Source organism: Flavihumibacter petaseus NBRC 106054, from assembly GCF_000974785.1.
Taxonomy (GTDB): Bacteria; Bacteroidota; Bacteroidia; order Chitinophagales; family Chitinophagaceae; genus Flavihumibacter; species Flavihumibacter petaseus.
On the sequence record NZ_BBWV01000001.1, the window covers coordinates 75,643 to 88,822 of the forward strand.

The 13,180-nt window shown below is 50.3% G+C and carries 8 protein-coding genes; 1 reads left to right on the forward strand and 7 read right to left on the reverse strand.

Going from position 1 to position 13,180, the window contains the following annotated elements; translation table 11 throughout:
• Entirely contained in the window at positions 1–2,421 is a 2,421-nt protein-coding gene (locus tag FPE01S_RS00330) for an FtsX-like permease family protein (protein ID WP_046366988.1), read from the reverse strand.
• A gap of 200 nt (positions 2,422–2,621) precedes the next feature.
• Here FPE01S_RS00330 and FPE01S_RS00335 point away from each other — a divergent pair, with 200 nt between their 5' ends.
• Positions 2,622–3,350: a metallophosphoesterase family protein gene (locus FPE01S_RS00335; RefSeq protein ID WP_046366989.1), complete on the forward strand. Its 729-nt coding sequence runs from the start codon at positions 2,622–2,624 to the stop codon at positions 3,348–3,350.
• A 9-nt stretch (positions 3,351–3,359) separates the two neighbouring features.
• Here the strand turns inward: FPE01S_RS00335 and FPE01S_RS00340 are convergent, their stop codons facing one another.
• The 6 genes from FPE01S_RS00340 to FPE01S_RS00365 all read right to left on the reverse strand — a co-directional run bounded on the left by FPE01S_RS00340 (position 3,360) and on the right by FPE01S_RS00365 (position 13,076).
• Complete coding sequence (locus FPE01S_RS00340) at positions 3,360–4,145, reverse strand: FHA domain-containing protein (RefSeq protein WP_052955406.1); 786 nt, start codon at positions 4,143–4,145, stop codon at positions 3,360–3,362.
• A 9-nt stretch (positions 4,146–4,154) separates the two neighbouring features.
• Positions 4,155–8,147, reverse strand: a complete 3,993-nt coding sequence (locus tag FPE01S_RS00345) for an FtsW/RodA/SpoVE family cell cycle protein (protein WP_245623915.1) — start codon at positions 8,145–8,147, stop codon at positions 4,155–4,157.
• Positions 8,137–9,882: a serine/threonine protein kinase gene (locus tag FPE01S_RS24510; protein ID WP_052955407.1), complete on the reverse strand. Its 1,746-nt coding sequence runs from the start codon at positions 9,880–9,882 to the stop codon at positions 8,137–8,139. Before FPE01S_RS24510 ends, FPE01S_RS00345 begins: the two co-directional genes overlap by 11 nt.
• 1 nt (position 9,883) lies before the next feature.
• Positions 9,884–11,209, reverse strand: a complete 1,326-nt coding sequence (locus FPE01S_RS24515; RefSeq protein ID WP_052955408.1) for a PP2C family protein-serine/threonine phosphatase — start codon at positions 11,207–11,209, stop codon at positions 9,884–9,886.
• Between the two features lie 13 nt (positions 11,210–11,222).
• Positions 11,223–12,185: an FHA domain-containing protein gene (locus tag FPE01S_RS00360; protein ID WP_046366990.1), complete on the reverse strand. Its 963-nt coding sequence runs from the start codon at positions 12,183–12,185 to the stop codon at positions 11,223–11,225.
• Between the two features lie 123 nt (positions 12,186–12,308).
• Positions 12,309–13,076, reverse strand: a complete 768-nt coding sequence (locus tag FPE01S_RS00365; RefSeq protein ID WP_046366991.1) for a hypothetical protein — start codon at positions 13,074–13,076, stop codon at positions 12,309–12,311.
• Positions 13,077–13,180: the final 104 nt, after the last annotated feature.

Sequence of the window (13,180 nt, forward strand, 5' to 3'; positions counted from 1 at the left end):
TTATTCGGTTCTAATGCTTTTTACGGGGTTCTGAGTAGCAGCCTTCCAGGTGTTGAAAGCTATCGTAACCAGCGCCACAACAAATGCAGTCAGTGCCACCAGGCCGAACAGCCACCATTCCAGCCGGATATGATAGGGAAAGGATTGCAACCATTGATGCATCAGTATCCAGGCGACAGGAATTGCGATCAGTACCGAAAGCCCCACCAGTTTCAGAAAAGATCTTGAAACCAGCCACGAGATCTGCTCCGTACTGGCACCCAGCACTTTTCTGATCCCGATCTCCTTCACCCGCTGCCTTGTTACCTGCATCACCATTGCCAGCAGTCCCGTACAACTCAGGATGACGGATATGATCGCTGCAAGACTAAACATCTGCGACATTGTCTTTTCCTGCTTGTACCAGTTCTCAATATTCTCCGCTACGAATGATCCCCTGAAATCTGCATCGGGTTCAAGCGCTTTCATAACCACCTGCAGCTGGTCCATAGTTGCTTTTGCCCTTTGTGCCGTAGTTTTCACAAAGCAATAATTGATATCGCTGTTTGGCTCCATAACCAATGTAAGTGGTTGAGCTTCCTCGCGCATGGAATACAGGTGAAAGTCTTTGAAGATCCCGACAATATTCCAACGCGGCGCTGCACTATCTACCAGTATCGATGCACCGACCACGGCATCTTTACCAAACTGCTTCGCCACAGATTCCGCAATCAGCACGCTGTGATTCGTATCACTGGCATAGGACTGATCGAAATCCCGGCCGTTGATCAGGGTGATCCCTACTGTTTTGGAATAGTCGTAATCTGTCTGGGCTATATTGGTAAAAATCTGTTTGCCTTTGTAGGAGAATCCAATGGAACTCTTCATGCTCACACCATCGCGACCGCGACCAAGGTTGATGGATGAGCCGCTGATGCTTGTTATACCCGGAAAATTCGCCAGCCGCGAACGAAGCTTACTGATCGTCTCCCGGCCTTTTTTCCCATTCTGCAATGGCAAACTGATCAGGTATTCCTTGTTGATACCGAGGTCTGCGGCCTGAAGATGTTGAAACTGCCGGTAGATCACCAGCGTACAGCTGATCATGAGGCAGGCGATCACAAACTGAAAAACAATCAACCCATTGCGAAGCCGGTGTTTTCCATTCATTGCCAGTTTTCCCTTCAGCGTTTCCACCAGCGGAAACCGCGACATCAGCCAGCTGGGATATCCTCCCGCCAGCAAGGAAACCAGCACCAACAATCCCAGAGCACTCCCTAAAAAAAGCGGATGCATCGACATTCCCTTCATAGCAATATTGAAATTGCCCCGTGCGGCAAAATAATCCAACAGGTACTGCAGCGCGGCGAAGGAAACGACAAAGGCAACACAACAGACCAGAAAACTTTCCGTCCAGAGCTGCCGTACCAGTTGCGATTTTCCTGCACCCAAACATTTCCGCACTCCGATCTCCTTTGCCCGTATAAAAGCCTGCGCCAGGTTGATGTTGATATAGTTAAAACACGCTATCAGGATGATCATCAATCCCACACCCAGCACTACTGCCAGTTCGGTATAGGCTACCCCATGGTCGTCTATCTGTTTGGAAAAATGCAGCTCTTCCAGGCACCGCAATTTCGTCGCATAGGTATCTCCCTGCTCGTTGGTCAGGTAGCCTTCCTGCTTCATGGACGCGTAACTTTCAGCATGTATCCGGTGATTCAGTTCACTGAGTTGCTTTTCTGCCGTACCCCGGCTGGCACCTGGTTTCAGCATCACAAAAACCGACTGGTTCTGGTAATCCCATTTGTTTTTCTGCTGTGCATAATCCGACCTGTTCTCCACCCTTGCAAGGGCATCGAACCTTAGCGAAGACTGCATCGGCGGATCCTTCAGTACTGCAGTCACTGTATGTTCGAGAAACACTTCCCCGTTCGACAACTGTACTTTTTTACCCAATGGATCTTCCTGTCCGAAAACCTTTTTTGCTGCCGACTCCGTAATCGCGAGTCCGTTCAATTGCTGAAGCGAAGCTGCCAGGCTTCCCTTCACTGCCGGGAAACTGAACATAGCTGCGAACCCGGTATCCACCAGGATCACGCCCAGGTTCGACTCATGTTCGTTGAACCGGAGATTAGAGCCACCGGGTACCCACCGGCTCATTTTTTCTACCGCATTAATATCAGACAGGTAAACTGGTCCGGCAGGATAGCCGAACTGAACCCCGTACTCTGTTCCCGAGGGCTTGTAATATTCATTGTAAACCTGGTAGATCCTGCCTCCCTTTGCATGGAATTTGTCGAACTGTAACTGATAGATCACCGCCAGCAATACACCAAGTCCGATGGTAAATCCAAGGATAAGACCGCCTGAGTTGATGAAAGTGTTCCATTTATTGCGAACCAGGCTTCGCCAGGCATATTTCAGGTTCCGAACCGGCATGGGGGATTTTTTTAAACTGTCCGCCAAGTTTGGGCCACAATACCAACTCATTGAAAATTAATTGCTTACTTGTCACACAAACAGGATGATTGTCCGGTATTGATACGGTTACTGTCCGGTGGCGCACTGCCTTCGGCTGTTCGCAGCCGTAAGTTTGGCTGGCTTAGTTGTAGATTTGGCCTGGCGTAGAAACTGACGATATGAAAACTTATGTGATAGGGGATATCCATGGCGCTTTGAAAGCACTGGAAGAATTGATTGACAGGATCAGTCCGGCCGCAGAAGACAGGCTCATATTTTTGGGTGACCTGGTGGATGGCTGGCCGGATTCCGCGGAAGTTGTGGCTTACTGTATTGCCCTCCAGGCCAGGCAGCCCTGTATATTTATCAAGGGAAATCACGATTCCTGGTGTGAAGGATGGCTCCAGGGTGCACATACCGGAGACGATTGGTTGTCACACGGTGGTGATGCCAGCATTCGCAGCTATGCCAAAGTGCGCGAAAAAGACCGCAAGAACCACCTGTATTTCCTCAACCATATGATGCCTTATTTTGTGGACGAAGAAAACCGGTTATATATCCATGCAGGATACACCAGTCGCAATGGCCCGTCAAAAGAGACCTATGTCAGCAATTTTTATTGGGACCGCTCCCTATGGGAAATGGCGGCTTGCCTGGACAAAAACATTCCCGTTGACTCCCCATACTACCCGAAACGCCTGACCCATTTCAGGGAGATCTTCGTCGGACACACCCCCACGCTGAACTACGGTATTACCGTTCCCATGAATGGTGGCAATGTGTGGAATGTGGATACCGGTGGTGCGTTCCAGGGCAGATTATCTGCATTGGAAGCCACCACCAAGGAGGTCATTCAGAGCAGCCCTGTGCAATCTTTGTATCCTGGTATTCAGGGACGGCTTAAATAGCGTTGCTGATCAGGGTTCGAGAAACACAAGGATGGCTTCACCTCCCAAAGCAATCTGATCGCCATCGCGCAATTCATGCGGTACGCCGGCGATATTCAGCTGTCGCACTTTGTCGTCCTGCGTATAAACCTTCAGCTTATTGCCGCTTTCCGGTAACCCTCCCTTGTCGGGATACAAAAGGAATTTCTTGAACCGCGGGTCAAAACAGATCATGGCATGATTGCGGCTTACCTGCAGATTCCCCCTGGCTTTTTCACTGTCGAAACCCGGTTCATCTGCAGCAACGAAAACAATATCGTTTGGATGTACTTTACCCGACGAAAGCCGCGGTTCGCGACTCCTGCCGATATAGTATTTCAATTGCCTTGAGGGATCAAGCGGATATTCCGTCTGCTCGGTTTGTCCCACCAATGTTCTGATTACAGCTTTGCCACCCGGCTGTCCCCAGGCCTGATTCGGCCGCACAATATCAAGCCCGAACTGGCCGTCTGATATAATATTTTCCGGAAAGGCCTCTTCAGTCACCTGCACTTCAAAAAACCATCCGGCAGACAGGTGGATATAATGATTGTGCAGATGCCGCTGCAGAATATCCTGCTGAAAATGCCCGGGCCGGTCGAGGTACAACGCTACCTGCACCAGCGACGCTGCCTGCATATCTTCGCAGCGGATATAAAGACGCAGACCATCCACTACAGCAGATTTCTCATCTACATAAGGCTGCAGTGATTTCAGGATAAATCGCAGCACAGCATCGCGGTAGCCGGCGGCGGCGGGGATGACAGTTGATCTCATGACAAATGATTAATAGGATTCCACATAATTTCTTTTCAGTAATATCTGTGCAACAGTATTGCCCAGCACCACAGCATTGGCGGAACTCAGCCCTTCTTCTATTCGGATGCAGGTTACTGTTGCGGATGGCTTGCCCGGAACAGGTGCGAAAAACACATACCAGCCGTCAGCAGTCTTTTCACTTTTGACAATACGTTCCGGCGTGCCGGTTTTACCTGCCACTCGAACGCTTTTGATCTTCGGCCTGCCGGGAGGATTGGATTGTTCAATCATGAAATTCCTGATCAGCCTCGCATAACTGCTATCCCTGGCAAGCGGTGCGGCAGGAACTTTGTCGGGTTGACGGCCACTGATTTCCGACAGGTACCGGGATGTCTGCATGCTTCCGTCAAGTGCAATGGCGCCGGCCATCCTCGCCATGGAAACCGGCGTGGCGGTCAAAGTTCCCTGCCCCCATGCGATACCGGAGAAATCACTCAGGTAGCGTTTTTTGCGCCCGATATTAGCCGGATTGTTGAATAGCTTCCGGTCATGGTTAAGCGCAGTCCGGTGCCAGTTGTCGAGTGTTTCGTGTTTCCTTTCCGGATCGAGTGCAGAGGTATAGTCAAATCCGCCGGTCTGGTTGATGCGCATACCGGTAGAAAGATAGAGGCTGGCCATTTCATCTTCAAGGTCGTGTTCATTGGCCATGCGGATAAAAAAGATGTTACTCGAATGAATGATAGCTTCCCGCATATCTACAAAGGGTACCTGGGGAACAAAAGGCTCCTGTTCTTTTGCATTGTCCCGGAAGATTTCCGAACGGGAGATATCCCTGTATTTTTCGGCAGCAGCGGCAGTTCCCATTTTATTCAGAGCGGCCATTGCAGTCAGTATTTTCACAGTAGATCCCGGTGCCGTCGCATAAGTCATGCCGAGATCCCTTTCCGTTACGGGAAAATCAAGCTGCCTTCTTTCCCTATCCGGCAGTCCAAGCAGTTCCGGGTGTTTCAGATCCGGCAGGGGATGCACCGCACTGGCGAGAAGTTCTCCTGATGCAGCATCAAGCACCACCACAGCTATTCGCTTGCCGGTAAAGGCAGAGCGTTGCAGGGAATCTTCGATTTCCTTCTGCAGTGCTGCATCCACAGTTAACCTTACATCACGGGGAGATTGAAGGATCTCCCGGATGGCATTATTGGAAGAATCTAATCCGTTCCGGAGAGATGGGATCAGGGCGGAATAATCATAACGGACCAGCTCAACCGATTTTTCCACGGGGCGGGTGAACCGGTCAGGCCGGTACGCCATGGCCAGTTGTTCCTGTTTTACCGGGTGTGTTTCAAACCCGCGCAATGCGCTGAGATGCCGGGCTTCGGCAAAATAGCCGTTCTGCTGGGCCCAGAAAAGGCGGGTGTTATAATCTCCTGTCCAGAAAAATAGATTTTCACCGAAAGGATACAAACGTCTTAGCCGGCGATGTTGAAGCGCCTGCAGCTGCAGTCCATCAACACCCGCGGCTACAAGGCTGTCACGTTGTTGCCTGATCGCTGATTTCTGGCTGGTGGCCAGCAGCAGTCCATTCCTGTCCGTGATGTTGCCGGCTGCCAGAAACGCGGCAAGTTTGTCAATCCTGGGATTATAACTATAAATCGGTACCCCGTTCCTGTTTACGACGCGACTTTGCTGAACAAGGTACTGGTCTCTGTCTGAGATCTGAACCATAAATAATTTCCCGAGGATCACAACAATCCCCGTCATGATCCCTACAACAGCAGCTACGATCACGGTGTCATATCTCGCACTGATATGCTCCTGTTGTTTGCTGGTACCTGATCTTGCTGAAATGCCCGCGATCACGCCGAGTGCGCAACAATTCACAATCAGTGAGATCTTTCCATAACTGAGAAATGGTACCGCGAGACCGGTAAGGGGCAACAGTCCTGTTGAACCGCAACCCATCAGCAATACCTGGATGCCTGTCGCAATAGCAATCCCTGATCCAAGGTAGAAACTGAAGGGCTGTCCCGAACGCCGCGACAACAGCAGTATCCTGTACAACAATATCCCGAGCAGCAGGAATACCAGCAGCAGTCCTGCCCATCCCATTTCTTCACCGATACCAGGCAGGATCATATCCGTGTGTGCAGCGGGCAGTGTATTCGGAAATCCTTTACCCAGCCCCTGGCCCTTCCATCCGCCGGAACTTAATGTCCAGTAGGCATGGGCCAGGTGGTCTCCACCGTAAACATCATTGTTCCAGGGATTCAGCCACATTGATTTTCTTTCTGCGAGCCTGGATCCGATGCCAGGCAACTGGTCCCCGAATACAAATGCCGCCATCACTACCAAAATCAGCACCGGCGCCTCTGCCAGTACGGCGAAGGAACCATACCATTGCGAAGATTTTGCTGATCCGTTGAATGTCAGCAGCAGCAGGCTGAACACAAAAGCTATCGCGGTACCCATCCATGCCGGCAGGAAATACAGTAATCCGCCATACACGACTGCAGCCAGCAAAGTATAGGGAAGGTTCCCCCTCGCGATGCTGAGAAATACCAGGAAACTGAAACAGACAACAAGCGCCGGGCCCATGTCACCCATCAGCAGGTAAAGCGCCAGCAACATGGCTATGCCGGCCATCATGAAAAACCCCAGGATAAGTCGATTACGGCTATCCGAAATATGCCTGAGGTGATCTTCATTAGCGGCAAAAAACCCCGCCATAAACAGGATCAGTAAATATTTGGTGATTTCACTGGGCTGGAACAAAATTCCTGCCAGCCGCAGGTTAACTTTTACACCGCTGCCTTCAGGCCCGGTTCCGAATAGCAGGGTAATAACGGCCAGCAGCAACGCAGCAACGAGCCATGTATATCCTTTCAGTCCGAAGATCTCCCGCCGTTTGTAATTAAACAAACCATCATACCACCATCGCGTATACAATTTTCCCGGATTGCTGCCGGCCAGCAGGGCAAATCCCAGCAGCCCCGCCAGCAATCCCTGCAGGCTTTGCATGGCCAATAGTGAATCTGTCAATGGCTGCTGGATACAAAGCAACATCAGTATGGCCAGCCCGGTAAGTAACATCAGCACCGGCAGGATCAGGGGATCTGTTTCAATACGCCGGATGGAGAGATATGCCTGTACCACCAGGAAACCGGCGATCAGTAACCCGGCGATGAGCCAGAATTGCCGGCGGAAACTATCCGGCGAACGCACCAGCAGCACATTGTCTTCTTTTAGTTGCCCGTAGGCCAAAGCGCCGATCAGCCGCAACCGGTGCGGTTGCCCGGTGAAGGTGAAGGAACGGTCTCCCCCGAGGGAAGCCGTCCCCTGCCTTCCGCCAAATGCAAAACCGGGTTTTAAAGGAAGCACGCTGTACCCGCTATCGGGGTACAGGCCGGCAAAACTGAATTTGCCATCTGTATCCGTCCGTACATAAAATTTATTTTCTTCCTCCTCCTGCTCGCCTGCGCGATGTTCCTGTAATGATACGAGTACACCTGCTGAAGCCAGACCATTGATCAGCACGGTGCCGGAGATTTTACCGTTTCCCTTCCCTGCAGTAATGACTGATGCCAATGATCTCCCTCCCTTTCGCTCCTGCACATAAAGTGCAGAATCAAATCCTTGTGTCTGCCTGGCTGCGGCTAGCCTGTCGTTCCAGTCTGTACCGCCATAACTACTCTTCCACGCCAGTGGTGCGGCAATGAACCACGACTGCTTATTCAATTCACCCAGGTTCGCCGGTACACCATTCACAACCAGCTTTGCACTCAGGGAATCCGCGATCAGCTTTACATCGGCAGCATCTGTGCAATAACTGCCATTGTCCAGTATACGTTGCAACTGTGTTTTGCTGACACCGGGCTGAAGCACCAGCGCATTGTTACTTTGCAGATCAAGTGCTGCCTTATCCAAACGTGGCGATAATACTGTATACAGGCGCAGGAACAGGCCCAATACAACCATTGCGGTTATGCCCAGCAGCAACCAGGATTTCTTGTTTTTATCGGACACCTCTCAGAATAAATTGGTCAAATGCCACTTGCTGATTGCCGTCAACCCGCAGACCGAATCCATTTCCGAACGCCCCCTCAAAAGGAAGCGTAATCTCCTTCACATCATTGATGAAGAAGGAAAGAAAGGAACCCTGTTTGGAAACTGACAGCATATTCATGGCATTCTCCGGATGAATATTGTAGGTTCTTGTCCAATCTACCAGCGCCCTGATATCATCTTTCTGATGCGCTTCGATTTTGTAATAACCATCGGCCGAAATGTAGAAAACATAATATGCTTCCTTTTCCGGATCCGACAGGTAGTTCAACCCGAATCCATCAGGCTCATTGCCTGACCGCCGGTTCATGTTTACGGCTACACTCCAGTTTTTGTTAAGATCGATGTCGAAATAGCGGGTAGATTGATAAGTATAGTTGCTGTCATATCCCTTGATTACGTATTTGCCATTTTCGTATGCGAATTCTTTCTGATCGTCCTTTTCCCGGATCCATCCATTGCCGGGAGAACTGAAATCGTCAATAAAAAACTGGTCTTTTACAGGATGGATGGGATATCGGACCTGACGGGCATTATGGTTTACAGGAACGATGGATTTTGTATCATTATTTTGTGCAGAATCCCTGTCGCGGGTACTATTAACAAATCTTTCAGTAACTGGAAATTTCTTCAGAAAACTTCCCCATACAAAATAGGCTCCCAGCGCGAGCGACATCACCAGCAACAACACGAAAAATGGAAAGAAAGCAGACCGGTGCCGGGAAGGCATCAACAACTGCACCGTTCCTTTTACCGCAGAAAATGTTGGCAGGATGGTTTCGTAACCATAACGGTTGATGCGCTGCGGTGCCGCCATGGTCTGCCTGGTTACTGCTGGAGCCGGTGCCTGAGGCGCATCGGCCATTTCCTGCCGCGCTGCCTGGATCATCAGTTTCAGCTGACCGGAATCAGTGAGCCTTTCTGTTGCACGCTTGGCCAATAAACCCTGAATTATTTTTTTCAGCGTCGGCGGAAACCCGGGAGGCAACTGAAACATATCCACGGGATGACTGATTACCTGGTTGATATGCAATAACAGGTTGCCTTCCTCATATTCAAACGGCACACTGCCAGTTGCACATTCATATAATACAACCCCCATTGAATAAAAATCGGTTGCGGCATGCACTGCCCTGGAATCTGTGAACTGTTCCGGTGATGCATATTCGTAAGTAAGCATCGATGATCCGGTAACGGTATTGGATTGCTCCCGTAATTTTGCGATACCGAAATCCGTCAGCAGGTATTGCAATTCGCCTGACGGCAGCCGGCGATACATGATATTTTCCGGTTTGATATCGCGGTGCACCACATCACGCTGATGAATAGCATCCAGCGCAAGCGACAACTGCTCTGCCAGCCGGAGTATCTCAGCAACAGGCAATACGCCTGCCGCGCGGAGATGCTTACGCAGGTCTCCCCCTTCGATCAGTTCCATCACCACATATGGCAGGTCGGCGTCAAGGTGAACATCGATAATCTTGACGATGTGCGGATGCTGGATGGCAATCATGATCTCAGATTCCTGCTGGAATCTCCGCAGGGTATCCGGGTCAGTATTAAAAGCAAAATGTTTGATCGCCCGCAGCTGACCACTATCCCGGTGCCGCACCTTCAGTACCCGCGCGTTTCCCCTTCCGAGCTCGCCGATGATCTCGTACTGGGGAAAATACTGGGTAAAAGAAGTGGTTTGCATGTCAGCGCTTATGGGAAATGATTACCGGGTTTTTGACTGAATCAAATGCCGTATTGTTTAATCGCAGGTAAATATTCATCCTGCTGATGATTCCCGTATCGAATCCCCGCAGGGTCACGCGGTCAAACGTGAGTGTATCCGGTGCACTGTTGGCATCGCGGTTCAGATCAATAGCGGCGTGGCGGTTTTTACCCGGAGCCGGTATCAGCACCAGTTGCCCTGATGAAGCATCCCGCCGTTGTTGCCATTCTGCCCTGCTCAGCGCGTGTTCAATAACCAGCGTATCGGTTGCAGGAACCGTTGCGGATACAGGCTGCCGTATACTGTCTTTCGGGATCGTAGTAATGGAATCTTTGCGTGGGGGTTGCGCTTGTTCATGTCCGTTATGGAAATAAATCCACCCCGACGCCAGCAATAATACTGCCAATAAAGCAATCATAAACCAGACCTGCCGCGACGGGCGTTCTTTCGGACCGGTAGTTTCTACCGGCGCTGCCACCGAAGGGTTATTGGACGATGGGTGGTTACCAGCGCGGGACTGGGTCATTTTGTTTCCCGCAGGTCTTTTCGGCTTGCCGGCCGGATACCGCGCCATCACCACGGTAATATTATCATGCCCCCCTGCTTCATTGGCCTTACGGATCAGCTTCTCAACTTTTTTATCCAGGGCAATGGGTTGTTGCAGAATGGCTCTCAGTTCAAATGCTGACAACATATCGGAAAGTCCGTCGCTGCACAAAAGAATTTCATCGCCCGGTTGGAGCGTGATGGACCCGAAGTCAAGAAACCCGGGATCATCTACCCGGTGAACACTGGAACCGACTTCCCGGAGGATCATATGCCGGTGCGGATGTGACATCGCCTCCTGTTCCGTGATTTCACCTGCATCCTCCTGCATCCCGACAAGGGAATGATCATGGGTGATCTTGTGCAGTTTGCTCCTGTTATTGTGATACAGCCTGGAATCACCTACATGCACATAATGGAGTTGACCTGACTGCAGGTCAAAAGCTGCCACGGTCAGCACACAACACATATCAGCATAGGCGGGTGTGGATTCACGGGCAGCGGTGATCTGATTATTGGCAAACACCACAGCCTCCCTGAGCATGGTCAGGACATCTCCTTTCGGCTCCTGCATGTATTGTTCAATGCTTTCCCGGGCGAGCAACGCAGCAACGGCGCCGCCGGCATATCCGCCTACACCGTCGATAGCGGCCAGCAACAAAGTTTCCGGTCCCCAGAGCGTCCGGCAGATAAAGGCGTCTTCATTCTCTTTACGGCGCATCCCGGTATGGGTGCTGCCGCTGAACAGCAGGTTAGGCATAGTATGGCTGGCGTCAGGTGATCGCCGAAAAATGTAAGGTTACACTGGCATTTAGCAACAATTGACTTTCATTGGCAAGTTCCACCCATTGTGGCTGCCCGGGATCACTGCGGGGCACGACCACTTCGTTCACCCTGGTCTCGAAGCGGCTGAAAGACGCGATCTGAAAACTACCGGTACTTTCGTTCAGTCGGATCCGTGCATGCGGGTCAGAAACAAAACCGGAGTCGATCAGCAGGTAATTGCTGTAAGCCTGGTTGCCAGGATCCTTACGGGCAATGACCATTTCCTTATCCTTCATGAGATAGATCCCATCTTCGTTTCTGTCGGCGAGGTAATAACTGATGCGTGCAATCCCCTGGTCCAGGTTTCTGTTATTTCGTGCAGCCGGCCCCGATGCCAGTTTGAGATCGGCACTATAACGCACACTGAAACTTCCGGTATCCACAAAATTCACCTGCTGTAAAAGGTCAAGGTTGATATCCATTTTTTCGTATACGTTAGTCCGCTTGCTTTTCATCGTGACCTTGGTCGTATTGCCGGCTGCAGGTGTGCTGGCCTCCCGGCCGCCTGTCAGCATCCCGATCACCTGGATATCATCCGGATGCATTTTCTCGCCGTTAAAAAACTCCCCTTCCCCAAAACGGAAATGCCATTGCACGGAAACCGGACTGATCTCTTCGTATTGAGGCTTATACAGATTAAGTTTTTTGTAGAATCCTTTCACCGCTTCTTTTACAATTACAGGGAAGGAAGCAAGCCGCTCTGCATAACGGTCAGGATGAAGAATTATCACAAAATGCATATTGAACAGCAGGCTGCTGCCAACAGATTCCTTTTTACAACTCTTGTCAAAGCAGGCCAGCAACTCACCGAGAATGGCATTGTTATCCAGTTCCCTGGTAACGGTCGCCGGTGTTGCCGGCAGGATAAGCGTTTTCAATGCGCCAAAAAAATCCAGTGATTTTTTCTTCATGTTGTTGCCAACTTATGAATTAAAAATACTGGATTTGAAACCTCCCGCTCAGTAATGATATGTTAATGTGCTGCTTACATGCCTGTTAAAGTTTAGCAAACATCTGTGGGTATATCGTTGAAATTATTGATAATCGTATTTGATCGTAGCATCACCGTCACTCGATGTCAGCACATAACCATTGGCGTCATAAGTGTAAGTGTTGGTGATTTCATAGTCCATTTCGGTTCCGTCAAAATCCCACGAAGCGGTTTTGATCTCATTCTTTGAAACGAACTGGAGTGAAAAACCTGCATGGTCCAGAACGAACGTAGAAACGGGCGGCATAACCGGTTTGTTAGTACCGTAAGTGAACAGGGCTTCATAATGATAAATGCCATCCACTGCCACTTTTGCCAGGTTGCCATTCTGGTAACTGAGCACAAAATCCGCAGAGGCGCCTTCATTCAGACCGAAAATGGTTTTGATCTTCGTCACCTGGTTGCCGGTCAGGGTATATTCCAACTGGTCGTCTTCGATCAGTTCGTCTGGCTCTCCCGCTGTCTTCTGCCAGCTTTTGAAAGTTCCCGTGGATGGCAACCCGCCCTGGTACGTATAGGTATAAATATTTTTGAAGTCGCTGTCAGATTCTTCCACCTTGATCAGCTTACCTTCGTTATCATAGGTAAACACGGTGGATTCATTGTTATCGGTGCTGATTACGGACTGAAGCTTGTTGCCGGCAGTATAGGAAAGGTTATAGATTGTTTCCTGACCATTTTCAGTTTTCGTCATTTTCACCAGTTTGCGTTCCCCGCCATTACCCGGATCAGGCTTGTCATTCTTGTCTTTGCTGCAGGATCCGAGAGAAAGCAGCGCGACACCAGCTGCGAGATAGATGATTTTTTTCATGTTAAAGGTTTGATGATTGAGTAGCAAACATAATTACGCATAGCCGCGGTCGTGATGAAGAACCGGCGTATTGCAGAAAGCAGCGGATGAATTGCGTAAAATCA

Coding starts and splice junctions, on each gene's coding strand:
- FPE01S_RS00340 (WP_052955406.1), bottom strand. CDS start 4,145: ATGAGATCAACTGTCATCCCCGCCGCCGCCGGCTACCGCGATGCTGTG.
- FPE01S_RS24515 (WP_052955408.1), bottom strand. CDS start 11,209: ATGCCTAACCTGCTGTTCAGCGGCAGCACCCATACCGGGATGCGCCGT.
- FPE01S_RS00360 (WP_046366990.1), bottom strand. CDS start 12,185: ATGAAGAAAAAATCACTGGATTTTTTTGGCGCATTGAAAACGCTTATC.
- FPE01S_RS00330 (WP_046366988.1), bottom strand. CDS start 2,421: ATGCCGGTTCGGAACCTGAAATATGCCTGGCGAAGCCTGGTTCGCAAT.
- FPE01S_RS00335 (WP_046366989.1), top strand. CDS start 2,622: ATGAAAACTTATGTGATAGGGGATATCCATGGCGCTTTGAAAGCACTG.
- FPE01S_RS00365 (WP_046366991.1), bottom strand. CDS start 13,076: ATGAAAAAAATCATCTATCTCGCAGCTGGTGTCGCGCTGCTTTCTCTC.
- FPE01S_RS24510 (WP_052955407.1), bottom strand. CDS start 9,882: ATGCAAACCACTTCTTTTACCCAGTATTTTCCCCAGTACGAGATCATC.